Here is a 25058-nt window from a genome sequence, read left to right on the forward strand (position 1 = left end):
TGAGGGTGCAGGCGCTAATAGAACCGTTCTTGGCCCTGCGGTCGGGTTTTGAAGCGCCGGTGCACCCAATAGTATTGCGGTGGATCGATGCGTACCCATGTCTCGATAAGCTGGTTCAAGCGCTTTGTGGCGTTTTCAGGGCTTTGCTCGCCGGGAAAGTCTTCCAAAGGTGGAAGGACGCTTACCTTGTACTGGCCTGATTCGGGATCCAGGCGGCTGATAATGGGCACGACAGCGGCGTCCCATGCCTTGGCGATTTGCGCTGTAGTCAAAAGCGTGGCGGCGGGGATGTTGAAGAAGGGCAAGAAGGCGGCGCCCGTAACACCAAAATCCATGTCGGGAAGGTAGTAAACGGGTATACCGTTGCGCAGATGCCTGATCAACCCACGGACCCCGTCGTGTCGGCTGACAAGGTGCACTTGGTTGAATCGGCCTCGGCCTTCGCGTACCAGTTGATCGACGTCCGAATCGCTTTGCCGGGTGTACATGGTCGCTGATTCATGCAGGAACATGGTCAGTCGCGTGGCGGCGGCATCCAGCCCAATAAAGTGCGGTGCCAACAAGATAATCTTGCGTTTGGCAGTGAGCAAGCGCTCAAGATGCTCGAGTCCCGAGATCGGTATGGTGTTAAGTATGGTCGAAGGCTGGCCGAACCAGAATAGTCCGCGATCGACAACTGACTGTGCCAATAGATAAAAGTGCTGATGCAGCCAGCGTTCCCTATCTTGGGGCGAGCGTTCCGGGAAACAAAGGGCCAGGTTAGTGCGCACAATATGAGCACGGGAGCGCATCAGGCGCACGCCCAGCCAAGCGAGACTACGAGCCCAGCGCTGCCGGCTGCGCACCGGGCTTCGGCCAAAGTGAGAAAAAAGGGATCGAAGAAAGGATAATTTATTAAGCTTCATTACGGTGTATCTGCCGGCCGAGGCGGTGCGCCGGCCGGGACTTTATAGCGGTTATAGCTCCATAGATATTGTTCGGGAAACCGGCGGATCAACGTTTCCATGGCGCTGTTAATGTGTGTTGCCAGCGCTTGTGGGTCGCGTGGAAGAGGTTCGGCCAGCCTTACATAGTGAATGCGCCACCCTTTTCCGGCCGACAATCGTTCGCCGGCGGTAAGGATAACCGCGACGCCGGTCTGGAGCGCCAGTTTGCCGGCCAGGGTCATGGTGTAGGCCGGCTTGTTGAAAAACGGCGCCCAAACGCCGTCGCCGCTGCCGGGCACCTGGTCGGGCAGCATGCCTACCGCTTCGCCGCGTTTAAGGGCGCGCACGAATTCGCGCACGCCTTGCATATTGGCGGGTACGGCATTCAAGCCGGAAGTGTTGCGCGCCTGTTCCATGATCGGACCAAGGCCGGTCAGGCGGGGCGGCCGGAACATGACCGTAATGGGGCCGTGCTGTATTAAATAGCGCGCCGTGATCTCGAAGCATCCCAAATGCGGCGTGAGATACAGAATGCCGCGGTTTTCGGCCAGTGCCTCGTGCACGACGGCGTCGTCATCGCTTCGCACCATTTTCAGGCATTCTTCGTTTTGCAGCCAGACTTTAGGCGTCTCGAGGATCATTGCACCGGCCTGGCCGGCCGATGCCCGTGCAAAGGCGGCGTCGGTGTATCCCGCCTGTCTGGCGTTGGTCTGCAAGCGCTTGCGATACCGGCCCGGCCAGGCATACACAGTGCACCCGGCCAGCTTGCCAATGCCGTGCAGAGCCGGTAGTGGCAGCTTAGCCAAAAATCGAAATAAAACCACGAGCATGAGTTGGCTATAACCCTTACGGTGAAAGTGGGAAGAAGTGCGCAGGAGTATTTTCGCTTAAAATACCTTTTATCGCTGAGTTAACCGACAACTTGCGGAGCGATCGCACCCCGTTTTCAAAAACGAAGTGTAAAAAAACCGCTAAAGCGTCGCGCCCTGATCATTACTGCTACGCAGGCATCCGAGGTGCAACGCGTTTCGTTCAACCTCCCGCTGGGCAACCAGTGTCTTTACAGGACGCATCGCTGTGGCAAACAACGACTTTCTATTTACATCCGAATCTGTTTCCGAGGGCCATCCCGATAAAGTCGCGGACCAGATTTCCGATTCTATTCTCGACGCCATCCTTACCCAGGACCCGAACGCCCGCGTTGCCGCCGAGACGCTGTGCAATACAGGGCTGGTGATTCTTGCTGGCGAAATCACCACCACGGCCAACGTTGACTATATCCAGATAGCGCGTGACACCATCAAACGTATCGGCTACGACAATACCGAATACGGTATCGATCACAAGGGGTGTGCGGTACTAGTGGCGTACGATAAACAGTCACCCGATATCGCCAAGGGTGTCGACCGAACCGAAGACGAAATTCTGAATCAGGGCGCTGGCGACCAGGGCCTGATGTTCGGTTATGCCTGCGACGAAACACCCGATCTCATGCCCGCTCCGATCTGGTACGCGCACCGCCTGGTGCAACGGCAAAGCGAATTGCGTAAAGATGGCCGTTTGCCTTGGTTGCGTCCTGACGCGAAATCGCAAGTTACGTTCCGCTATGTCAACGGCAAGCCGGTCGAGGTCGATACCGTTGTATTGTCGACCCAGCATGCTCCGGATGTTTCGCAAAGCGATATCCGCGAAGCGGTCATCGAACATATTATCAAGCCGAGCTTCCCGGATGGCTTACTTACCCCGGCCACCAAATTCATGATCAATCCCACAGGGGTCTTCATTATTGGTGGGCCACAAGGCGACTGCGGGCTGACGGGACGCAAGATTATTGTTGATACGTACGGTGGCGCCTGCCCCCACGGCGGCGGTGCTTTTTCTGGAAAAGACCCCTCCAAGGTGGACCGTTCCGCAGCATACGCAGCGCGGTACGTCGCCAAGAATATTGTTGCAGCAGGGCTGGCGCGTCAGTGCCAGGTACAGGTCAGTTACGCGATCGGGGTGGCCGAGCCCATCAATATCACGGTTTACACTGAAGGCACTGGCGTAATACCTGATGATCAAATCGCCCGTCTCGTACGTGAGAACTTTGATCTGCGCCCAAAAGGGATCATCAACATGCTGGACCTTTTACGCCCCATATACGCAAAAACCGCCGCTTACGGGCACTTCGGTCGTACCGAGCCCGAGTTCACCTGGGAAGCCTCCGACAAGGTGCAAATCCTTAAGAAGGCGGCCTGATCGCTGCTAGTCCGAAACGGGTCGGTGTGGCCCGTGACGGCAGGAATTACCTTTATGCCTGATTCGTATTCATCTTCCGATTCTGATACTTCTTTCCAGACGGCCAGGCGCCGCCTTGAGGTTGTCGAGGCGCATCGTGAAAGTCTGGGTAACAATGCCGCCCATACCGACGACCTGAATATGCGCAGCCTTGCACCCACCGATTCCCCGTGTGTGGCCATCTGTTCGACCCTGTACGACGACATATGCCGGGGCTGTGGGCGTACTGCCATGGAAGTGGCTAATTGGGTGTTTCTTGATGAAGGTGAAAGACTGCGGGTTTGGACGCGTATCAAGGCGCAAGGGTATCCGCGCCGCAAAGCTTAGTTATTTACGTTAAAATCCTGGCTTCCTGAGGAGCGCTGCGACGGGGTCGTGACTGGAGCCAATGGCTTTACAGTTCCGCCCGCTAGGCTCAGGACTGTCTTTTGTTCCAACGGCGCTCATCATCCCTTGCACAGGCGAAGATGAGCTGTTGTTGCGATGCTTACGCTGGTGCAGGTTTATTGGAATAGAACCATGAACACTGTCACTGACATCACATTCTCCGATTACAAAGTTGCCGACATCGCCCTGGCCGGCTGGGGTCGCAGAGAAATCGCGATCGCCGAAACCGAAATGCCTGGTCTGATGTCCACGCGTGAAGAGTTCTCTGCTTCGCAACCTTTAAAAGGCGCGCGTATTGCAGGCAGTCTGCACATGACGATCCAGACCGCCGTCCTGATCGAAACCCTCAAAGCATTGGGTGCCGAAGTTCGCTGGGCATCATGCAATATTTTTTCGACGCAAGACCACGCCGCCGCCGCTATCGCCGCGAGCGGTACGCCCGTATTCGCAATCAAGGGTGAAACCCTTGAAGACTACTGGCAATATACCCATCAGATTTTCCAGTGGCCAGATGGGCAGCACGCCAACATGATCCTCGACGACGGCGGCGACGCGACTGTCCTGCTGCATCTTGGCGCCAAGGCTGAAACAAATCTATCGGTACTGGATAAACCCACCAGCGAAGAAGAAAGGGTGTTGTTTGCCTCGATAAAGGCTCAGCTGGCGCGTGATCCCAAGTGGTATTCCACACGGCTGGCCGAGATCAAGGGCGTGACCGAAGAAACCACTACGGGGGTTCACCGCCTATACCAAATGTCCAAAAAGGGTGAGCTGGCATTTCCCGGCATCAACGTCAATGACTCGGTGACCAAGTCCAAATTCGATAATCTGTACGGTTGCCGCGAATCGCTGGTCGACGGTATCAAGCGAGCCACCGACGTAATGATCGCGGGCAAGATCGCGGTGGTTTGCGGTTTCGGCGACGTCGGTAAAGGTTGCGCACAAGCCTTGTCCGCTTTGCGCGCTCAAGTCTGGGTCACCGAGGTCGACCCGATTTGTGCCCTGCAAGCCTCAATGGAAGGGTACAAAGTCGTCACCATCGATGAAGCCGCCGATAAAGCCGATATCTTCGTAACCGCCACCGGCAATTATCACGTTATTACGCGTGCCCACATGGATGTCATGAAGGACCAGGCCATCGTTTGCAACATTGGCCACTTCGATAATGAAATCGATGTCGCTTCTATCGAAGACCTGACATGGGAAGAGGTCAAGCCCCAGGTCGATCATGTCATTTTCCCGGACGGCAAGCGTATTATTCTTTTGGCGAAGGGCCGCTTGGTGAATCTGGGCTGCGCCACGGGCCATCCTTCGTTTGTGATGTCGGCTTCGTTCACCAATCAGACCATCGCCCAGATTGAGCTCTTTACGCGCGGCGACGCCTACGAAAAAGGTCAGGTTTATGTGCTGCCCAAACATCTGGACGAGAAGGTTGCTCGGTTGCACCTTAAAAAGTTGGGTGTGCACCTGACCGAACTGCGTCAGGATCAGGCCGATTACATCAACGTTCCCGTTGCCGGTCCGTACAAACCTGAACATTACCGCTATTAAGTACGGCTGAATAAAAAAGGTCACACTATGGAACTTATTTTCGTCTGGATATTGAACGCCGTCGCCTTGTTGGTGGTCGCTTATATCCTGCCCGGTATCACCGTGGCTTCATTCGGATCCGCACTGATCGCCGCGCTGGTGTTGGGGCTGCTTAATACGCTGGTCAAGCCACTGCTGGTCTTGCTGACGCTGCCCATTACCATCGTCACGCTGGGGCTTTTCCTGTTGGTGCTCAATGCGCTGGTCTTCTGGTTTGCCGGTTCAGTGCTGAAGGGCTTTCAGGTCAGCGGTTTTTGGTGGGCTCTGTTGGGCGCCTTCATCTACAGCATCGTGTCGGGGCTACTATCCAGGCTGTTGGTCCGATGAGCCCCAAAAAAGCAATAAGCCTCGAATTCTTCCCTCCCCGTGATACCGCCGCGCAGGAAAAGCTCCTGCGGTCGGCCAAGCAGCTGCTGGCCCTGTATCCGTCATACGTTAGCGTAACGTTTGGTGCGGGCGGTTCTACGCGCACGGGTACGGCGGACACGGTACGGTTGTTGAAAAACCTGGGGTGTGACGCAGCGCCCCATTTGTCGTGCATCGGAGCGACGCGAGCAATTCTGGCCGATATACTGGATGCCTATCGCGAACAGGGTATCAAGCGCATAGTGGCTCTGCGTGGTGATATGCCCTCCGGCATGGGTGGCGATCAGGGCGAACTGCATTATGCAAGCGATCTGGTGGCCTTCATTCGGGAACATAGCGGAGACTGGTTCCACATCGAGGTCGCTGGATATCCCGAAATGCACCCGCAAGCTTCCAGTGCGGCCGCCGATCTTGATCACTTCGTCAATAAGGTGCGGGCTGGGGCCAATAGCGCTATTACGCAATATTTCTTCAACGCCGATGCGTATTTCGATTTTGTGGAACGCAGCCGCGCGAAAGGAATCGATATCCCGATCGTGCCGGGCATCATGCCGATCACGAACTACGCCCAGCTGGCACGCTTTTCCAATATGTGCGGTGCTGAAATTCCCCGATGGATACGTTTGCGCCTGGCAGACTTCGGGGACGACAAGGCATCAATCAAGGCGTTCGGCGTGGACGTTATTTCCAGGCTCTCGCAAGATCTGCTGGACAATGGCGCTCCAGGCCTGCATTTTTATACCCTTAATAATGCCGAAGTCACGATGGCAATATGGCGTCAGTTACGTCTGGATTGATAACGCCCGTAGTGGTGGTTTCATACCAGAGAGGGAGCAGGAACGGCCCATCCTTTGTCGGTCAGGATGGCGTCGAGCTTTACGTCATGAGGAGCCGGGATATGCTTTTCATTTGATAAATCGCCCGTAGCCCAGGCTATTCCTATGCTGGTATACGGGTGTTTCTGTGCCTTAAACGCCGCCAGGGTACGGTCGTAATACCCTTTTCCGTAACCTACGCGGTCGCCTTGGCGGGTGTAGCCGAGGGTAGGCACAAGGATGATATCGGGCAGGGGGGCGGAATCGCCTAGGGGTTCTTGTATGCCGTAGACGCCTTCCTGCATGGGTGCATCAGGTTTCCAAAGCTTGAACTCAAGCGGAGAATCTGGGCCAACCACGATGGGTAGCGATACCTGGTAGCCCTCTTGTTCCACCCATTGGCGCAATAAGGGTTGCAGTTGCGGTTCGTCTTCCATGGACCAGAACGCGGCAATATTGCGCGGAACGGGCTTGCCAGCGTCCAGTAGTTTGCTGCGATTCGTGGCCAGCCAAGTGAATAGGCGGCCGCGAATCAAAAGCCCACCGCGGCTGCGGTCCGCTGGGCTTTGTGCGGCTCGCAGTTGTTTTAGTCGCACGCGAAGTGGGACTGCGTTATTCTGTGTGTTGTTATTCATGGGCGGTATTATGTGGGATCAAGACAAGATGGCATCTAATAGGCAACGGTATCAGAAAATCCGGAACTTTTCTGCTGTGGCCACTGGCCGGCCTTCGCGCTGCAGTCTTTGGGTCGCGCTTTCGATAGGCGTGGCCGGTTGTGCGGGTGCTGATCAACCGGTTCTCTCGGCAACGCCAGCAGTAGCGTTAAATACGCCGTACGTAGGCGCCCTGGAGCTTTCAATCGAACCGGCTGTCGCCCCTGTTGCCCCGACCGTCATTTTATACACTCCCCCTATGGCGCGCCAAGCTGTGCTCGATGCCCGTGATGCCATGCAGAAAAAGCAATGGACTCGGCTTGAGAGCCTTGTTCCGCTTGCGCAAACCGATACAGTCCTGGGTTCGTACGCCAACTATTGGCTATTGCGTCAGCAATTGCAAGACAGCACCAGCCCAGTGCCCGATGCGCAGTTGCAGCAGTTCATGAAGGTGAATCAAGACGCCTATCTGGCTGACAAAATCAAGGCTGACTGGATTGTTGCCGCCGCGCGCTCGGGGAACTATGCCTTGGTGAATAAGCTCGGTCCGGTGGTAAACAGTAACGCCAATGTCGATTGCTCGCGTGTAATGTCCCAGCACATGACTGGGCAGCGTGTGAAAAGTGCTGATGCCATGGCGGTATTCAAGCCTAACCGCGCGTGCTGGGGCATGCTGGATGAGCTTGAAAACAGCAAGATCATTGGCTGGAAAGAACTGGAACCGCTACTGCGCGCCACGCTAGAAACCAATAAGGCCGGCGACGCCCAGCGCCTGGCCGCGGTCATGTTCGATGCGGCCGATATGGTGCACTATGCCGCCATCATGAAAGATCCGCGCAAATGGCTAACCAACCGCGCAGCGCCCAAGAATCGTGTCGACACCGAGCTCGTCACTATCGCCTTGTCGCGGCTGGCCTATGGCAAGAGCCGTTCCGAGAACGCTGCCTATGTAGACAGCAATTGGGCCAAGGCTATGCCCAAGTCGCATATTGAATGGGTCTGGAGCCAGTTTGGCCTGGTAGCCGCATTGAATGTTGAACAAGATGCGGCGGTCTGGTACCGACGTTCCGGCAATGCGCGCCTTACCGATTACAACCATGCCTGGCAGGTCCGGGCCGAATTGCGGCAAGCCGTCATTGACTGGGAGTTGGTAGCTAAATCTATCCGCAGAATGTCGGCGAGCCAGGCCGCTGAGCCGGTGTGGGTATATTGGTATGCCCGGGCGCTTGAAGCCCAAGGTAATAAAAAGGCGGCCACGCAGCATTATGAGTCTATCGCTAATGAACTGAGCTTTTATGGCCAACTGGCCAGTGAGGAACTTGGCAAGACGCCAACCTTGCCACCGGCGCCTGCGCCGGTAACCGCGGCCGAGCTCCAACAGGCTAAATCCAATGCCGGTTTACAACGCGCCATTCAATTGTTCGATCTGGGTTGGCGTCCCGAGGCAGTGCCCGAATGGAACTTTGCATTGCAAGGCATGAGCGATCGCCAATTGCTTGCGGCAGCCGAACTGGCGCGCCAGGAACGTATTTATGATCGCGTGGTGAATACGTCGCTGCGCACCGAAAAGGAAATCGACTTTACGCAGCGTTTCATTGCACCATTCGAAGGCAGGGTCACGGCAAAGGCGCGACTGATCAATTTGGACCCAGCCTGGGTATATGGCCTGATCCGGCAGGAATCGCGTTTCATTACCGATGCGCGTTCCCGCGTGGGTGCGTCAGGGCTGATGCAGCTCATGCCAGCCACGGCCCGATGGGTAGCCAAGAAGATAGGCATGAAAGATTTCACTCCGTCATCGGTCAATGATTTCGACACGAATACCGTATTGGGCACCAATTATCTGAATATGGTGTTAAGCGACTTGAACGGCTCGCAAATGCTGGCCACTGCAGGCTATAACGCTGGCCCGGGGCGGCCTGTTCAGTGGCGCTCCAAACTTGGTGCTCCAGTGGAAGGCGCTATCTTCGCCGAAACCATCCCGTTTACGGAGACCCGCTTATACGTCAAGAACGTGATGTCCAACGCAACGTACTACGCCATGATGTTCACAGGTAGACCGCATTCACTCAAGGAACGTCTGGGTACGGTGTCGCCGGAACCCGTCAAGCGCATCACACTGCCATGAGTGACCCTGTTCGCGGACTTGACGCCTATATCGTCGGCGGTGCTGTCCGCGATACTCTGCTCGGTCTTCCCGCGGGCGACCGCGATTGGGTTGTCGTTGGCTCGACACCCGAAGAGATGTCCAGGCGAGGCTTCATTCCTGTCGGGGGCGACTTCCCGGTGTTCCTGCACCCAAAGACCAAAGAGGAATACGCCCTGGCTCGTACGGAGCGTAAATCGGGGCGGGGCTACAAAGGCTTCACGTTTTATACGGGCAGCGATGTCAGCCTCGAAGACGATCTGCAGCGGCGCGATCTCACCGTCAACGCGATCGCGCAGGCCCCAGATGGGCGCCTGATCGATCCGTTGAACGGCAGTGCTGATATTGCCAACAAGGTGCTACGGCATGTTGGGCAGGCATTCGTCGAAGATCCGGTGCGCTTGCTCAGGCTGGCCCGCTTTGCTGCCCGGTTTGCCGACTTTTCGATCGCTCCGGAAACGCAACAGCTAGCGCGTCGCCTGGTCGACGATGGTGAGGTGGATACCTTGGTTCCCGAGCGGGTCTGGCGCGAAATGGCCAAAGGTTTAATGACGGATACCCCGGGACGTATGTTCGAGGTACTCGCAGCCACCGGGGCTCTGCCCCGGGTGCTGCCGGGTTTGCAATTCAGCCCTCAGCAGAACCAGGAATTGGCCTGTGCCGCGCAGGCGGGTTTAAGTTTGGCTTGCCGTTTTGCGCTTCTGTGCCGGCTGTCAGCGCAGCCGCAAAGCATAGGCCAGCACGTGCGTGCGCCGGGTGATTGCCAAGACTATGCGAAGCTTTTGCCGGTTGTGTTGGAGAATGCTGCACTCGAGCCCGACGACCTCAGCGATGCAGCCAGTAAGGCTTTGAGCCTGATGGAACGTTGCGATGCACTGCGAAAGCCAGAACGCTTTCTTGCTTTGTTGGCCGCGGCAGAATGCGTGCATAAGGTGGATCAAAATGCCTGGCGTGCGCGAGTAGCCGCTATCCGTTCGATCGATGCCGGCGCCATTGCAAAATCATTGCAAGGCGAACCCGGCCGCATCAAGGAAGAACTGCGCCATGCCCGTTTGCAGGCATTGGAAAGCCTGGCCAGCGCTTCGTTGTTCCGTTTCTAGATCAGACGTAAACGCGAAGGCGAAGGGCAGACATTACGGTTGTAATGCACGCGAAGTCGACAACGTGCACGTTCCATTTAAAGACGGAATTATAAGCGGTCGCGCCGATCACCTCGGTTAAAACCCATAAGTGCTTGGTCGACGCCGCGGCCCACGGCGAGGACCTTAAATAATTCACCCATTTCAGCTTCGGAAAGCAGCTTCTGTACGGCGGACATCGTCTGCGGGTTGGTGACGGCATCGGTTTGTGTCAATAAATCGGGCAAGCCAGCATTTATCAGGAAACGTGCTTGCGATGTATATCCCAGGACTTGCAATCCCCCGCTTAGCGCGGCATCGGCCATTGCCGTAAAGTCGACATGGCTGGTGATGTCCTGAAGCCCTGCGTAAATCAGGGGCTGGCTATGGGCGTGATGACGAAAATGACACATCAGCGTGCCCTCGTGGCGTTGAGGATGATAGTACTCACGCTGCGGGAAACCGTAATCCATCAATAAGGCCGCGCCACGTTTCAGCCACGAACCCATTTGCGTCATCCATGCTTCGGCCTGCCGATTGATTTCGGACTGATAGCCGGGTAGCGGGGGCATGCGTTGGGAGACCAGGCCCTGCAAAGCGGGGTCGGCGCGACGCTCAGCGAATTCGAATGAAGGCAAGGGGGCGTTAGTACCGTCTGCTGCCTCGACCGCCACGGCGTGGTTTTGCGATGCCTGGGCAAGCCGTACGCCTAGCTCCATAAGCTCGCCGTCGTCATTCCAGCGAAACAACGTTACCGGCATGGCGTCGAGCACTTCGTTGGCGACTACACAGCCGGAGAATTCGACAGGAAATTCGGTAAGCCAGCTTATATTGGCACCCAGGGAGGCCAGCCCTTGTTGTTGCCTGGCCCGAAGATCGGCCGACACTTCAAGAATTTGATAAACCGGTTCAATACCCATCTGGCGCAAGGCGGGAATAATGGCCGCGGCGAGAGCCCCCGAGCCAGCGCCAAATTCCAGCACGGTCACAGACTCGCTTTCAGTCAGGACCTGCGCAACCTGCCGGGCAAGGGTTCGGCCATAGAGGGGTGTGAGCTCGGGCGCCGTGGTGAAGTCGCCCGTAGGCAGGTGCGATCCGAACTTGGTATTTCCAGCCGAATAATAACCGAGGCCGGGGGCATACAGCGCCATGTCCATCCACGTGTCGAAGGGTATGAAATCAATATCAGAAGCCCGGATTTGCTGCATCAGGTAATGGGAAACCGCTTGCGCGTGGGCCGACGAGTCGGCGTCCAGAGCAGGGAGTCCGGATGGAATAATGGACGAGGGATGCATGGTCATAAGGTTTCGTCGGTCGGCGGCAAGTCTGTTGGCGGTTGTTTTTTATTCGCGCGGTTCACGACGTACAGGGAATGGCACATGGACACCAGAAATGCGGAAAACAATGCCACCATAATGGCAACGACAAAGTTGCTGAAGACTATCCACAATGGGATGGTGAGCAGCATGGCAAGGAAAAAGGGCTTGCGCACAAGTTGTTTCATGTGATTGACGAGGCGCCTGTTGGATACCGATACAAGGACAATCTTCTATTGTAGCGAGTGATGGCCAAAAAAAACCCCGCGCGAGGCGGGGTTCGTGGGGCAGGAGGTTGAGCCCTACAGTCCCGGTGTTTCAGTGACTACTTATGCAGCGAAGTCACGACGAGCGGCGCTTTTGCCACGGGTCGAGGTTGGCTTGCCAGCAAAGCCCGGGCGTGTTGCCGGACGGGCGGCAGGCTTTGCGCCAGGAGCCTTATGAGCGAAGTCGGGACGCGCGCTGCGTGTAGGACGGTCGCCGAATGAAGGGCGATCGCTGAATGCAGGCCGATCGCTGAATGCAGGACGATCGCTCAAACCTGGCCGATCGGTACGAGGACGTTCGGTACGTGCAGGACGTGCGTCAGCGCTCGCGAAATCGCTGCGGCCCTTGTAGCCACCACTGCGTTCTTCGCCGCCAAAGCTCTTGCGGCTATCAGCGCCACGGTCGGTGGACGGACGGCCTTCGTACGACGATGGGCGTGCAGGACGACCTTCGTAAGCAGGCTTGTCGCCAAAGCGTGGCTTGCCTTCGTACGCTGGCTTGTCGCCGAATCCGCCGCGATCGGCGCCGGGCTTGCGAGCATAGCTGGGCTTTCCGCCGCCGAAGCCGGCACGAGGAGCGAAGCTTTTGCCACTGCCCTTGCGGTCGGTGTAAGTAGGACGTGCTGTTTTCTTGGGCTCAAGACCTTCGATCTCTTGCGGAGGAATAGGCTGGCCAATGAAGTGTTCGATGCGACGCACTTTATGACGTTCTGAATGGGTAGCCAGGGTAAAGGCCAGACCGCTACGGCCGGCACGGCCGGTACGACCGATACGGTGAACGTAATCTTCGGCTTGCATAGGCAGGTCGTAGTTCACTGCATGGCTGATACCTTGTACGTCGATACCGCGAGCCGCTACATCGGTGGCTACTAGAACGCGCAGTTGGCCTTTTTGCAACATACCCAATGTGCGGGTGCGTTGGCGCTGGTTCATGTCGCCATGCAAGGCGCCTGCTGCAAAGCCTTGATCGGACAGGCGTTCTGCCAGATCGTCTGCACCGCGTTTGGTCGAAGTGAAAACAATGGCCTGATCCATGTTCGCATCGCGCAACACGTGATCGAGCAAACGCATTTTGTGACCGTTATCGTCGGCGTACAACAAGCTTTGCGTAATGTTTGAATGCTTTTCTTTCTGGCTCGACAGTTGGATCTGCTCGGGATTGTGCATCATCTTCGCGGCCAGGCGAGCGATCGTGCCGTCGAGAGTGGCCGAGAATAATAGCGTCTGGCGATCTTTCGGTGTGCTGCCTACAATCGTTTCGATGTCTTCGATAAAGCCCATGTCCAGCATGCGGTCAGCTTCGTCCAGCACCAGTGTATGCACGGTCGACAAATTGACGCGTTTGGCTTGCAGGTGATCGATGAGGCGGCCGGGGGTAGCAACCAGCACGTCGACGCGGCGGGAGAGCTGCTTGAGCTGCGCGCCGTAAGGCATACCGCCCACGACGACGGCGATACGCAGATCTTTAAGGTGTGCGCCGTAAAGCTTAGTCGCTTCGGCGACTTGCATTGCGAGTTCGCGGGTTGGAGTCAACACCAGCACTTGTACGCCGGTGCCCTTGTTAGTGGCCGCCATTTCAGAAATGCGGTTCAGGGCCGGCAGCATGAAGGCGGCGGTTTTACCACTACCCGTTTGTGCGGAAACCATCAGGTCGCTACCTGCCAGCGCCTTGGGAATGGCGGCTGCCTGAACAGGAGTTGGCTCGTTAAAGCCAGCCTTCAGAACGGCAGACAACAGGGAAGGATTAAGACCTAAAGTATCAAAAGACATGCGTGTTCCTTTGCCGTGAAAACGGCATACACTAGCGCGGGCAGATAAGTGAGCCCGAAGCGCTGGTTGATTGGAGCATCGTGCCGACCGAATCAACCTAAAGTGCAGCGTAGTGTCTTGGAAGACGCAGCGAAAGGCTCGGGGGTCAGGGAGCGATGGCGTTCGACATGGGTGCTGAGAAGTCAGTCAACTGCTATGACACAGCGTATGCTGTATGAAAATGTCGACGCATTGATTAATGCAGTGCCAGAAGTATAGCCCTATTTCCTTATCCGGGGAAACCCCTAGCGTTGTTGCTTTGCAACAGATCGTAAATTATTCGATATTTTTTGGTTTTCACGACGTGCTGCAGCAATGGTGATCTTTGCAAAACAGCTGCGAATTGACTAAGCCCCCGCTCTTAGCCATTCGACCGGAGCTTGATGATGTCGGTCAAGCCATTCATTGGCTAGGGAAAAATGCCCGCAGCCAATGAATGGCACGGGCGGGCGTAGCGCCGATAAGGGCGATGGGTGGTTAGCGCTTAATACCTTCAGCGGACCTCCCTTACTGTCTGCCAGCAAGGCTTGTTTGCTTTGTGCATGGGCTCCCCACAGCATGAATACTTTGGGCTGAGGGGTTTGAGCCACGCGCCGGATGATGGCGTTCGTGATGAGCTCCCAACCTTTCTTCGCATGGGACCCGGGACTGCTTGCCTCAACCGTCAGGGCGGTATTCAACAGCAGCACCCCTTGGCTAGCCCAGTCGCCCAGATAGTGCTCTTTTCGCGGTGGGGCGTCGGGGTACTCGAGCGCGAGCTCCTTGAATATATTGCGCAGACTCGGGGGGCAAGGGCAGGTGTTCGGTACCGAGAACGCCAGGCCTTGTGCTTGGCCAGGTCCATGGTAGGGATCCTGGCCAAGGATCACGACGCGGACAGCGTCCACTTCCACATACTCAAGGGCCCGAAAGATAAATCTGGGATAAATTTCTGCGCCGCATGCAATCCTGTTTGCCAGAAAAGCCGATACGCCGTGTAGCGCTTCGAGGCTACCCGACGTTTGCAGTGTTTGTTGCCATGCCGGCGACAGGCGCGCTAGTTGCGCCTCTGGCAACTCTATAAGGGTATTGTCGGCTCGCTCAAACAGCGTGCGTTGGGCGCTCCGATTATCGGGCATGGGGCGCGCTTATAGGCAGCTGCGCCAGGGCCGCTGTCAATTCTGACCGGTAGCGAGGCAACAAGAATTCGATTTCAGCTTTCCGGGCCTGCCATGCATGAAGCTCGTCCGCTGACCGAACCGGCGCGGCGGCCCAGATGGGTTCCGGGAAATGGCTGTCGTTAGACCATCTGGGAATCAGGTGCCAATGCAAATGCGGCACCATATTGCCCAGCTGCGCGATATTTACTTTGGACGGAAGCAATATGTCGCGTTGTACCTGTTCAACCTGCCAGACTACCTCCATGAGTTCGTTCCGCTGACGGGCTTGCAGCTGCGTCATTTCGCTGACGTGATCCCGCCATACAACGCGCGTGAAGCCAGGGTGCGACGAATCATTAACGTCAATGACTCTGAGGTGGGCGTTATGCCACAGCACGGCTCCACCCGGGTGCTCGCATAACGGGCAAGCGGCAATCAACGTCATAGGGATTTATCCAAGGCACTGACAATGGTTTCAAGTACGGCGACGCGGGCATGCTGTTTGTCGTTGGCCGACAATACATGCCACGGGCAATGAGGAGTATCGGTGCGGGCGAACATGTCGTTGGCCGCATGGGTATAGTCATCCCATTTCTTCCGGTTGCGCCAGTCGTCGGGGGTGATCTTGAACGATTTGAAGGTAGAGGACTGCCGTTCATGGAACCGCTTCAGTTGTTCGTCTTTGGTGATCGCCAGCCAGAACTTAAGTACCAGGGCACCGCCGTCGCGGAGCTGGCTCTCGAAGTGGTTAATTTCAGCGTAGGCCCGTTGCCATTGCGCAGGCTGGATCAGTTTTTCCACACGCTCGACCAAAACGCGCCCATACCATGAGCGGTCGAAAATAGTGACTTTCCCGGGACCGGGCAGGTCGCGCCAGAAACGCCACAAATAAGGGTGCGCCAATTCTTCCGGACTCGGCGCAGAGATGGGAATGGCATGGAACTGCCGGGCGTCCAGTGCATGGGTAATGCGCCGAATGGTGCCGCCTTTTCCCGCCGCGTCCTGACCCTCGAATACCAGTATTAAAGGTAGTTTTTCAAATTTCTTGCTTTGGGTGAGTTTGGCAAGGCGGCTTTGCCACATGGCGAGCTGCTGGTCGTAATCATGGTCGTTCAGCGCCACATGGTAATCAAGTTCCTGCAGCCGCGGTGCCGGGGGCTCTGCTAAGTGAAGGCGGCCCGAAATTGCCAACGCGTTGACACTTACTGCTTCGGCCGCCTCGGTGGTCTCTGTTCCGCGTTCTTTGGCGATATGTTCGCGCACAGGGCGCCGCAAGGCCGCCAGAACCGCCTGGCCGGTCGATATCGAACGCATTTCTTCGTCGGCGCTGGGTATGACTTGCCACGGAGCGTGTTCGCTATGAGTAAGCGAGATTCCCAAAGCCCCGGCGTCGCGCAGGCGTGCGAACTTTTTTCTTACCTTGATATCTTCAGGGCGGACTCGCCATGCCGTTTCCGGGTTGGAAAGTAGCTTGTCTGTCCGCTGTACCTGCGCCTCTTGCGATAAGTGATACCACAGCTTGATGATTTGTACGCCATCGTGCGAAAGCATGGTTTCGAACTGACGTGCCACCTGCGCATGTTCTTGAATGGCGGCCGGGTCAGGTTTCTTTTTTCCCGCTTCCTTGAATAAGGGCTCGTACCACGACCCGAAGACGATGCCGATCTTGCCTTCGGCGGGCAGTTTCTGCCAGTAGCGCCAAAAAAAAGGAAATTTCCTTTCCTCGAGCGTGGGCTCGCCAAAGGCGCTCGTGCGGATATGGCGCGCATCCATCCATTCGTTCAGCAAGCTGATCGAGGCGCCCTTACCCGCACCGTCTATTCCCGCAATGACGATCAGCAAGGACTGATCCGCCTTCTTCAGTCTTGCGTACTGCGCTTTGAGAAGTGCCGTGCGCAGCTTGGCTTCGAGGGGCTTTGCTTGTTCTGCTGTAAGCCTGGGATCGGATTCGGCTGCATCAAACATAGGCGTGGTCGCAAATGATAGTGACGGGATGCCGTGATGTCCGCTTGCCATAAACGGACGTCACGGCGCGCCATCAGGCGCTAAAGAAAAGTTCCTGAAGTGCGACGCCCGGTTCAGGCGCGCGCATGAAAGCTTCACCCACCAGGAATGCATCAACCTGGTGATCGCGCATGAGCTTGACGTCGTCAGGAGTCAAGATGCCGCTTTCAGTGATGATGCGTTTGCCTTCGGGAATGGCGGGCAGCAAATCGAGCGTGGTCTGTAATGACGTTTCAAAGCTACGTAAGTTGCGATTATTGATGCCCAAAAGCGGTGTGTTCAGTTCGAGCGCAATATCAAGCTCTGCGCGATCGTGAACCTCGACCAGTACGTCCATCCCTAGTTCGGTGGCTACACCCTCGAATTCGCGTAGCTGCTGCGGCGTAAGGGCCGCCACAATCAGCAGGATGCAGTCTGCACCCAGCGCGCGGGCATGAACGATTTGGTAAGGATCGATCATGAAGTCCTTGCGCAGAACGGGTAGCGTGCAAGCGGCCCGGGCTTGGCGAAGATAATCGTATGAGCCCTGGAAAAACGTGACATCGGTGAGTACTGACAGGCAGGCTGCGCCGTGAGCGGCATACGAGGCAGCGATTTCGACCGGATTGAAGTTTTCCCGGATAATGCCCCGGGACGGCGACGCTTTCTTGATTTCTGCAATAACCCCGGGTTTGCCCTGGGCTATTTTTTCTTCAATGGCGCGCGCGAAACCGCGGAGATCCTTGCGGCTTTTCGCTTCGCGCAGCACATCGGATTCGCTCCGCATTTGTCGTGCTGTGGCGATCTCGACTTTTTTGGTTGCCAGTATTTTTGCAAGGATGTCGTTCATGCGGTTAGCGTCCGGGTATAGGTGGTGAATTCGTCAAGCTTGGCACGTGCCGCGCCGCTGGCCAAGGACTCAAACGCCAGTTTCAGGCCTTCTTCGATACTGTTGGCCTTGTTACCGGCATAAATGGCCAAACCTGCGTTGAACCCAACAATATCGCGAGCGGGACCCTCTACATTATCAAGGGCTTCCAATACCAGTTTGGCTGATTCTTCCCGATTGTTGACCTTGATTGACCGATTAGACACCATTGCCATGCCAAAGTCTTCCGGGTGTATTTCGTATTCACGGACCTCTCCGTCTTTTAGCTCGCCCACCAACGTCGACGCCCCAAGCGATGCCTCGTCCATACCGTCTTTACCATGCACGATCAGTACGTGTTTGGAGCCAAGGCGTTGCAGTACGCGAACCTGGATTCCAACCAGATCGGAGTGAAACACGCCCATCAGCTGGTTGGCGGCATTGGCGGGGTTGGTCAGCGGGCCGAGAATATTGAAAATAGTACGGACGCCCAATTCCTTGCGAACGGCAGCTACGTTTTTCATGGCGCCGTGGTGTGACGGTGCAAACATGAATCCTATGCCGGTACGTGAAATGCTTTCGGCGACTTGCTCGGGGCGTAGCGTGATATTGACCCCGAGCGCTTCCAGAACGTCGGCGCTGCCCGACGATGACGAGGCGCTGCGACCGCCATGTTTGGCAATTTTTACACCGGCGGATGCTGCTACAAACATTGCCGCGGTCGAGATATTGAAGGTGTTGGAGCCATCGCCGCCCGTGCCGCACATGTCGAGCAAATCGTCCGGATCGGTCGTGTGAACGGGCAGTGCGAATTCGCGCATCACTTGGGCCGCTGCGGTGATTTCACCTACGGTTTCTTTTTTTACTCGCAGGCCCATGATCAGAGCGCTGGCCAATTGCGGTGATACTTCGCCGCGCATCAGCATGCGCATCAGGTGAAGCATCTCGTCATGGAAGATTTCACGGTGCTCGATGCAACGTGACAGCGCTTCAGTAGGTGTAATGGTCATTACTATCCCTTTACGTTAAATATTCAGGAAATTCTTCAATAATGCATGGCCGTGCTCGCTCAGTACGGATTCCGGATGGAACTGAACGCCATACACTGGCAAGGTTTTGTGACGCAAGCCCATGATTTCGCCGTCCGAGGTTTCAGCGGTGACTTCCAGGCAATCGGGCAACGTATCTCTTTTTACCGCCAGGGAGTGGTAGCGCGTTACGGTAAACGGAGAGGGCAGGCCGGTGAAAACGTCTGTGCCGGTGTGCGTAATATCCGACACCTTGCCATGCATGATCTGGCGGGCGCGAACAATATCGCCTCCGTAGGCCGCGCCTATGGCCTGATGGCCCAGGCATACGCCTAGCAGCGGGACCTTACCTGCAAAGTGCTGGATCAACTCGACTGAAATGCCGGCTTCGGCTGGCGAGCAGGGTCCTGGCGACACACATATGCGTTCTGGCTTCATCGCAACGATATCAGCCACGCTGATCTGGTCGTTGCGGCGGACCTCCACGTGTTCGCCGAGTTCGCCAAAATACTGGACCAGGTTATAAGTAAACGAGTCGTAATTATCAAGCATCAATAGCATGATTTTCTCCTTGTGTTGATGCTTAGCGTTAAATGGGTTCGTCCAGGCCAAACTGGACCTGCTCGGCGGCCCGCAGTACGGCGCGCGCTTTGGCTTCGGTTTCCTGCCATTCTTTTTCGGGGTCGGAATCGGCCACAATGCCAGCGGCAGCCTGAACATAAAGCATGCCGTCCTTGATGATGCCTGTGCGTATTGCAATGGCGACGTCCATTTCACCACCGTAGCTGAGGTAGCCAGCTGCACCTCCATAGATGCCGCGACGTACAGGTTCGAGTTCGTCAATGATTTCCATCGCACGCACCTTGGGCGCGCCGGTCAGGGTCCCGGCGGGGAAGGCGGCGCGCAATACATCCATATTGCTCATCCCGTCGTGCAGTTCGCCGCACACGTTCGAAACCAGATGCATGACGTGGGAATATTTTTCGATGGTCATGGTGTCGGTTACCTTCACCGACCCCGTCTTGGCGACGCGGCCGACATCGTTACGCGCCAAGTCGATAAGCATGACATGTTCGGCACGCTCTTTAGGGTCGGCGGTAAGCTCTTCGGCTAACTGAGCATCTTCTTCGGGCGTGGCCCCGCGTTTACGCGTTCCGGCCAGCGGGCGAATCGTCACCATGGTTTTCTGCTTTCCGGCTTCATTGACGATTTCCTGGCGAACCAGAATTTCGGGTGAAGAACCTACTACCTGGAAGTTATCGAAATTCCAGAAGTACATATAGGGAGAGGGATTCAAGGAGCGCAGAGAGCGGTAGAGCGAAAGCGGGGAATCGCGATAAGGCTTGGTGATGACCTGCCCGATTTGTACTTGCATCAAGTCGCCCGCGGCTATGTATTCTTTTGCCTTTAGCACCGCTTCGATATAGTCTTTCTTGGCAAAATCACGTCGGGCAGTGGTTTGCATGCTGGCATAGGCGTAGGGAATGACCACGGGAGCGCGCAGCTTCTCGCGCAATTCTTTCAGGCGACGTTTAGCCAACGCATAGCTTTCGGCTTGTTCCGGATCCGCGTATACCATCAGATAGGTGCGGCCCGCGAGGTTATCCACAATGACTAGTTCGTCGATTTGCAGCAGCATGATGTCTGGCGTGCCTTCGTCTTGTCCCGCTGGAAAAGGCTTTACCGCGGGGCCAAGACGAGGTTCGATATTGCGCACGGCGTCGTAACCAAAGTATCCGGCCAGGCCGCCTGCAAAGCGCGGCATTCCCGGCGGTATGGCCACCTTGAAGCGCTGTTGGAAGGACTCAATGAACGCTAAAGGATCACCTTCGTGCGTTTCAATCACTTTGCCGAGTCGCAGAACTTCTGTCGTCGCGCCGCTGGAACGTATGACGGTTTTGGCAGGCAGGCCGATGAAGGAATATCGCCCGAAACGTTCCCCGCCCACTACCGATTCAAGCAGGCAACTGTAGCGGCCGCCTTCTGGGCCGTTGTGTGCGAGCTTCAGATAGATCGCCAGAGGGGTGTCCAGGTCTGCATAGGTTTCCGCTATCAGGGGGATGCGGTTATAGCCTTGTGCTGCCAGAGCATTGAATTCGATTTCCGTCATAGTGGTCTCTGTGAGGGGTTACATAGAGGCCGGGACAAAAATCAAGAAAGCCCGGCCATTATTCGGTTCCGGGCTTCGCTTTTTAGTAATGCTGACGGCACGTGACCATAAGGTCTTTGATGCCGGGAGTGGATTACCGCTACCCAGAACACAAACGCCACCAGCGCCAGTTGGCGCAGGGCGTAGCGTAATAATAGGTGGTAGCGATCATGGTTCTGTTATTTGATTAGATTCGTAGCGCCCACTGGGCTGCTTCATTGATAGACATCACTATATCATCTACTTCCAGAGTCCGCACGTCCATTCCTTCGTTATAGCCATAGGGAACTGCCAGAACGGCGATGTTGGCAGCTCGTGCGGCAAGCGCATCATTGACCGAATCGCCGATGGCCAACGCGTTTTCTGGGTTAACTTGCAGCAATTGACAGGCGTGCAGCATTGGCATGGGATGAGGTTTTTTTTCGATGCACGTGTCGCCGCAAACGACATGGTCGAAATAGCGGTCAATACCGGTACGCTTCAGTAGGGGAAGCGTGAACTCAGTCGGTTTGTTTGTCACAATCGCCATTTTAAGGCCGGCCTTTTGGAACGCTTGCAGGCCATCGAGGGCTCCGGGGTACAGCTGCGCCAGGTCGCCGTTAAGCACGTGATAATGACGGTTAAAGATTTCCAGGCCAGCGGCAAGCTCATTGGCGTCAGGAATATTGCCATTCGGATTATTGGAAAGACTGCGGTGCACCAGGTTTTCGGTGCCCTTGCCAACATAAGTGGCAATCACTTCAGTCGCCAAGGGCGGCATGCCCAATTCGTCCCGCATGGCATTGGCCGCATTGGCCAAGTCAGGTATGGTATCGAGCAGGGTGCCATCCAGGTCCAGAAGTACAGCGTCAAAAGCCATTATTGGTCTCGAAAAACGAAGGTGAAGGTGCGAATCGATTGTATGCCGGACTTCAAGGTCCATGCGTCGTCGACACCTTTTTGTAACATCGCCCTGTTAATCTGTAACATCGTCCCGGGCCGAAGTCTTTCATTTCTGGATTCGTGGTGAGCTTTGCCTGTGTTCCTGCTGTCAAGCTTCATCGCTGCTGATGCATCGTTTTGGCGAAGGCGCTGTCAGATGAAGGTAAAGCGATTAAGGCAAGGGGGTCCTCCGGTTCACCAAAATGGTTGATACAACGCAAATGATGGCAACACTGATACAGTGTAGAGTCGCAGGCTCGTCTGACGAGATGCAACATAATGAGAGCGTGCAAATGCTGGCAAGTTTCCGCAAGGTTTTGCAAGACCAGACCTTAACTCCGTTATATCAACCTATAGTAGATTTGCATTCCGGAAAGTTCATCGGCTATGAAGGTCTTATTCGGGGACCGTCCGATTCCCCCTTGCATGCCCCCACCAGGCTGTTCAGCGTTGCCCGTTCGCACGGGCACACAATAGAGCTTGAACGCCTCTGTCGCAAAATACATATCGATAAGTTTGTCTCGTTGGGGCTGGCCGGAAAACTTTTTTTGAATATGAGTCCGGACGCGCTGATGATGCATTCAGACGACATGAGTGTTTCGTCGTTGTTGCCTCCCCAGATTGTGGGGGTCGCACCGGACGGCATAGTTATTGAGCTTACCGAATCCGAAGCAACATCGGATTATTCATCGCTACGTCAGGCGGCTTCGGATTACCGAGGACTGGGCTTGCAAATCGCCATTGACGACCTTGGTGAAGGGTTCTCCAGTCTGCGTCTTTGGTCCGAACTTCGCCCCGAATACGTGAAGGTAGATAAGTATTTTGTGCAAGGCATCGACAATGACGCGGTCAAGCGTCAGTTCGTTCGCTCCATTTGCGAAATCGCGCAACAATCGAAATCGACGGTGATCGCCGAAGGAATCGAGACTGAAGCCGAACTCGATGCGGTGCGCAGCCTGGGAATTCAATATGGTCAGGGTTATTTATTAGGACGGCCGTCCCTGACGCCCGGAGCGGCATTACCTTCGGAGACTCAGCGCTTGCTGACGCCAGAGCGTTCTGCCAAGCGCCCGTTTGCAGAGTCTTATAAGGGTATGGGCACGGCGCGCAAGATTCTGCGAACAGTACCTGCTGTGGCTGATTACACCCTTACCAATGATGTCTACGATATTTTCAAGAGGCAGCCCGAACTGCAGGTGCTGGCGGTGCTGCGCGAGGGTACACCCGTGGGCCTGATTCACAAGCTACGAATGCTGGATCGTTTGGCGCGCCCTTATCACCGTGAACTTTATGGCAATAAGCCTTGCGATCAATTTATTGAGAATCTGCCACTTATTGTCGACCACAAGACCAGCCTGCAAGATTTAGGACATTTGTTTACCGAGGCTAATCCGCACCATTTGTCCGACGGTTTCATTATCACCGAACAAGGCCGGTTCATAGGCGTAGGAACCGGTTTCGATCTAATACGCGAAATAACGCAGATGCAGATCCATGCCGCCCGGTATGCCAATCCGCTTACCCAGTTGCCGGGCAATGTGCCCATTAACGAACACATCGAAGCTCTGTTGCTGAGCGAAGAACCGTTTGCTGTGTGCTATTGCGATCTTGACCACTTCAAGCCGTTCAACGACCTGTATAGCTACCGCAAAGGAGACGAAGCCATACAGATAACGGCAAGCCTGCTACGCCAGTACATTGATTCCAGCATTGATTTTGTCGGCCATATTGGTGGTGACGATTTCATTGTGGTGTTTAAAAGCGAGAATTGGCGCGAGCGCTGCCAAAAGATTCTGGATCAATTCAATGCGTCAATGGCGCATCTGTACAAATCGGACCATTTAGCCGAAGGTGGCTACATCACCGAAAATCGCCAGGGAGTCGAGGTTTTTCATAGCCTGATCAGCATCTCCCTGGGCGTCGTGGAAGTTAATATGGCGTTGCCGTATTCCAGTCACCAGATTGCCGAATTTGCCGCTTTAGCCAAGACTGAAGCCAAAAAAATTCCAGGCAATTCGCTTTTTGTCGAGCGGCGTTCGCTTTTGGGTGTACCACTTGCGCAGACAAGGCCCGGACTGCAATAAAACGATAGCCGGACCTTGTGAAGGCACTTCGCTACACTGAAATTGATTCACCCCGCACTATTTCAGAACGTAAGGAATCGATGACGGTTTTATAATCGGGCTTACTAAATATAGCGGACCCCGCTACAAATGTGTCGGCGCCGGCCGCCCGTACTTCGGCGATGTTATTGACGTTAATTCCGCCATCGACCTCTATCGCAATGGGCTGACCTCCGGCCTGGATCCACGCATCGATTTTGCGGCGCGCCTGCCTTAACTTCGGCAAGGTACCGGGTATGAAACTTTGACCGCCAAACCCCGGGTTGACAGACATGAGCAGGATGATGTCCAGTTTATCCATGACGTAATCCATCCAGTCCAGCGAGGTAGCGGGATTGAAAACCAGGCCAGCCTTGCAGCCGTGGTCCCTGATCAAGGAAAGTGTACGGTCCGGATGCCGTGACGCTTCCGGGTGGAAAGTAATAATATTGGCGCCTGCCTTGGCAAATTGCGGGATAATGGCATCGACGGGTTCGACCATAAGGTGTACGTCAATGGGGGCGTTGGTGTGCGGCCTCAGGGCTGCACAAACCATGGGGCCCATTGTCAGATTGGGCACATAATGGTTGTCCATTACGTCGAAATGGATCCAGTCGGCCCCCCCGGCGACGACATCTTTGACTTCTTCGCCCAGGCGGGCGAAGTCAGCAGCCAGGAGGCTGGGGGCAATACGAACAGGTTGAGAAAATGGCATTGAAATAGATCAGTTGTTAGCGAAGACCAAAGCAGCAAATATGCCATTATTGCAGGTTAATGCTGACTTAAATACTGCAACTACTATTTAATTTGGAACCTGAACATGAAGCCTTACGATCTAGCAGTTACCGTTACACCGCAATATTTGCCCGAGCAGTCCGAACCTAACGAACAGCAGTTTGTGTTCGCCTATACCGTGCGCATCACCAATAAGGGCGAGCACGCCGCACAGGTAATCAGCCGGCACTGGATCATCACTGACGGTGAGCAGCATACTCAAGAAGTCCGCGGTCTGGGCGTAGTGGGGCAGCAACCCTTGCTTAGCCCGGGCGAAACGTTCGAATACACCAGCGGCTGTCCTTTGCCCACACCTGTTGGTACCATGCGAGGGGTCTATCACTGTGTGGGTGAAAACGGTATTCCGTTCGAAGTGCCAATCCAGGAGTTTGTCCTTGCGATGCCCCGTACACTGCATTAAT

The 25058-nt window shown here is 55.6% G+C and carries 24 protein-coding genes and 1 riboswitch; of the genes, 9 read left to right on the top strand and 15 right to left on the bottom strand.

Annotated features, from left to right (window positions below; all coding sequences use genetic code 11):
- Nucleotides 1-14: 14 nt before the first annotated feature.
- Both EKL30_RS06635 and EKL30_RS06640 read right to left on the bottom strand, forming a co-directional pair.
- Complete coding sequence (locus tag EKL30_RS06635) at nt 15-905, bottom strand: lysophospholipid acyltransferase family protein (protein WP_126706395.1); 891 nt, start codon at nt 903-905, stop codon at nt 15-17.
- Nucleotides 905-1756, bottom strand: a complete 852-nt coding sequence (locus tag EKL30_RS06640) for a lysophospholipid acyltransferase family protein (protein WP_126706396.1) — start codon at nt 1754-1756, stop codon at nt 905-907. The genes EKL30_RS06635 and EKL30_RS06640 overlap by 1 nt, the downstream gene beginning before the upstream one ends.
- A gap of 247 nt (nt 1757-2003) precedes the next feature.
- On the opposite strand from EKL30_RS06640, the gene metK reads away from it, so the two are divergent.
- From metK to metF, 5 genes are all read left to right on the top strand, one after another.
- Nucleotides 2004-3167, top strand: a complete 1164-nt coding sequence (gene metK / locus EKL30_RS06645) for a methionine adenosyltransferase (protein WP_126706397.1) — start codon at nt 2004-2006, stop codon at nt 3165-3167.
- A gap of 180 nt (nt 3168-3347) precedes the next feature.
- Nucleotides 3348-3533 (top strand): DUF1289 domain-containing protein, encoded by a 186-nt coding sequence (locus EKL30_RS06650; RefSeq protein ID WP_126706568.1) that lies wholly within the window; start codon nt 3348-3350, stop codon nt 3531-3533.
- Between the two features lie 21 nt (nt 3534-3554).
- Nucleotides 3555-3658: riboswitch (S-adenosyl-L-homocysteine riboswitch) on the top strand.
- A gap of 67 nt (nt 3659-3725) precedes the next feature.
- Nucleotides 3726-5144 (top strand): adenosylhomocysteinase, encoded by a 1419-nt coding sequence (gene ahcY, locus EKL30_RS06655; RefSeq protein ID WP_126706398.1) that lies wholly within the window; start codon nt 3726-3728, stop codon nt 5142-5144.
- A 27-nt stretch (nt 5145-5171) separates the two neighbouring features.
- A complete protein-coding gene (locus EKL30_RS06660; RefSeq protein ID WP_126706399.1) occupies nt 5172-5510 on the top strand; it encodes a phage holin family protein in 339 nt (112 codons plus the stop codon).
- Nucleotides 5507-6346, top strand: a complete 840-nt coding sequence (gene metF, locus EKL30_RS06665) for a methylenetetrahydrofolate reductase [NAD(P)H] (RefSeq protein ID WP_126706400.1) — start codon at nt 5507-5509, stop codon at nt 6344-6346. The genes EKL30_RS06660 and metF overlap by 4 nt, the downstream gene beginning before the upstream one ends.
- A gap of 20 nt (nt 6347-6366) precedes the next feature.
- On the opposite strand, the gene EKL30_RS06670 is transcribed toward metF, so the two are convergent.
- Nucleotides 6367-6999: a 5-formyltetrahydrofolate cyclo-ligase gene (locus EKL30_RS06670; RefSeq protein WP_126706401.1), complete on the bottom strand. Its 633-nt coding sequence runs from the start codon at nt 6997-6999 to the stop codon at nt 6367-6369.
- 28 nt (nt 7000-7027) lie between these two features.
- On the opposite strand from EKL30_RS06670, the gene EKL30_RS06675 reads away from it, so the two are divergent.
- On the top strand, nt 7028-9145 hold the full coding sequence (locus EKL30_RS06675; RefSeq protein ID WP_126706402.1) for a transglycosylase SLT domain-containing protein: 2118 nt from the start codon (nt 7028-7030) through the stop codon (nt 9143-9145).
- A complete protein-coding gene (locus tag EKL30_RS06680; protein WP_126706403.1) occupies nt 9142-10263 on the top strand; it encodes a tRNA CCA-pyrophosphorylase in 1122 nt (373 codons plus the stop codon). Before EKL30_RS06675 ends, EKL30_RS06680 begins: the two co-directional genes overlap by 4 nt.
- An 89-nt stretch (nt 10264-10352) precedes the next feature.
- Here EKL30_RS06680 and EKL30_RS06685 read toward each other — a convergent pair whose 3' ends face one another.
- The 11 genes from EKL30_RS06685 to EKL30_RS06735 all read right to left on the bottom strand — a co-directional run bounded on the left by EKL30_RS06685 (nt 10353) and on the right by EKL30_RS06735 (nt 21701).
- On the bottom strand, nt 10353-11582 hold the full coding sequence (locus EKL30_RS06685) for a class I SAM-dependent methyltransferase (RefSeq protein WP_370246229.1): 1230 nt from the start codon (nt 11580-11582) through the stop codon (nt 10353-10355).
- The gene (locus EKL30_RS06690) at nt 11579-11785 is read right to left on the bottom strand and encodes a hypothetical protein (protein ID WP_126706404.1); all 207 of its coding nucleotides are present in this window, start codon (nt 11783-11785) and stop codon (nt 11579-11581) included. The genes EKL30_RS06685 and EKL30_RS06690 overlap by 4 nt, the downstream gene beginning before the upstream one ends.
- A gap of 141 nt (nt 11786-11926) precedes the next feature.
- A complete protein-coding gene (locus tag EKL30_RS06695; protein WP_126706405.1) occupies nt 11927-13633 on the bottom strand; it encodes a DEAD/DEAH box helicase in 1707 nt (568 codons plus the stop codon).
- Nucleotides 13634-14019: 386 nt separating this feature from the next.
- The gene (locus tag EKL30_RS06700; protein ID WP_126706406.1) at nt 14020-14790 is read right to left on the bottom strand and encodes a uracil-DNA glycosylase; all 771 of its coding nucleotides are present in this window, start codon (nt 14788-14790) and stop codon (nt 14020-14022) included.
- On the bottom strand, nt 14780-15256 hold the full coding sequence (locus tag EKL30_RS06705) for an HIT family protein (protein ID WP_126706407.1): 477 nt from the start codon (nt 15254-15256) through the stop codon (nt 14780-14782). The genes EKL30_RS06700 and EKL30_RS06705 overlap by 11 nt, the downstream gene beginning before the upstream one ends.
- A complete protein-coding gene (pap, locus tag EKL30_RS06710; protein WP_126706408.1) occupies nt 15253-16776 on the bottom strand; it encodes a polyphosphate:AMP phosphotransferase in 1524 nt (507 codons plus the stop codon). The genes EKL30_RS06705 and pap overlap by 4 nt, the downstream gene beginning before the upstream one ends.
- A gap of 73 nt (nt 16777-16849) precedes the next feature.
- Nucleotides 16850-17644, bottom strand: coding sequence for an indole-3-glycerol phosphate synthase TrpC (gene trpC, locus EKL30_RS06715; RefSeq protein WP_126706409.1), 795 nt, complete (start codon nt 17642-17644; stop codon nt 16850-16852).
- Nucleotides 17641-18672 carry an anthranilate phosphoribosyltransferase gene (trpD, locus tag EKL30_RS06720; protein ID WP_126706410.1) on the bottom strand — a complete coding sequence of 344 codons (1032 nt, stop codon included), beginning with the start codon at nt 18670-18672 and terminating at the stop codon, nt 17641-17643. Before trpD ends, trpC begins: the two co-directional genes overlap by 4 nt.
- Nucleotides 18673-18687: 15 nt before the next feature.
- Nucleotides 18688-19251 carry an aminodeoxychorismate/anthranilate synthase component II gene (locus EKL30_RS06725; protein WP_126706411.1) on the bottom strand — a complete coding sequence of 188 codons (564 nt, stop codon included), beginning with the start codon at nt 19249-19251 and terminating at the stop codon, nt 18688-18690.
- Between the two features lie 28 nt (nt 19252-19279).
- Entirely contained in the window at nt 19280-20800 is a 1521-nt protein-coding gene (trpE, locus tag EKL30_RS06730; protein ID WP_126706412.1) for an anthranilate synthase component I, read from the bottom strand.
- Between the two features lie 226 nt (nt 20801-21026).
- Nucleotides 21027-21701, bottom strand: a complete 675-nt coding sequence (locus EKL30_RS06735) for a phosphoglycolate phosphatase (RefSeq protein ID WP_126706570.1) — start codon at nt 21699-21701, stop codon at nt 21027-21029.
- A gap of 262 nt (nt 21702-21963) precedes the next feature.
- On the opposite strand from EKL30_RS06735, the gene EKL30_RS06740 reads away from it, so the two are divergent.
- A complete protein-coding gene (locus tag EKL30_RS06740) occupies nt 21964-23844 on the top strand; it encodes a GGDEF domain-containing protein (RefSeq protein WP_233582868.1) in 1881 nt (626 codons plus the stop codon).
- 31 nt (nt 23845-23875) lie between these two features.
- Here EKL30_RS06740 and rpe read toward each other — a convergent pair whose 3' ends face one another.
- A complete protein-coding gene (gene rpe, locus EKL30_RS06745) occupies nt 23876-24577 on the bottom strand; it encodes a ribulose-phosphate 3-epimerase (RefSeq protein WP_126706413.1) in 702 nt (233 codons plus the stop codon).
- 105 nt (nt 24578-24682) lie between these two features.
- On the opposite strand from rpe, the gene apaG reads away from it, so the two are divergent.
- Entirely contained in the window at nt 24683-25057 is a 375-nt protein-coding gene (gene apaG / locus EKL30_RS06750; RefSeq protein ID WP_126706414.1) for a Co2+/Mg2+ efflux protein ApaG, read from the top strand.
- Nucleotide 25058 lies beyond the last annotated feature (1 nt).

This window comes from Candidimonas sp. SYP-B2681, from assembly GCF_003971065.1.
Lineage (GTDB): Bacteria > Pseudomonadota > Gammaproteobacteria > Burkholderiales > Burkholderiaceae_B > Pollutimonas.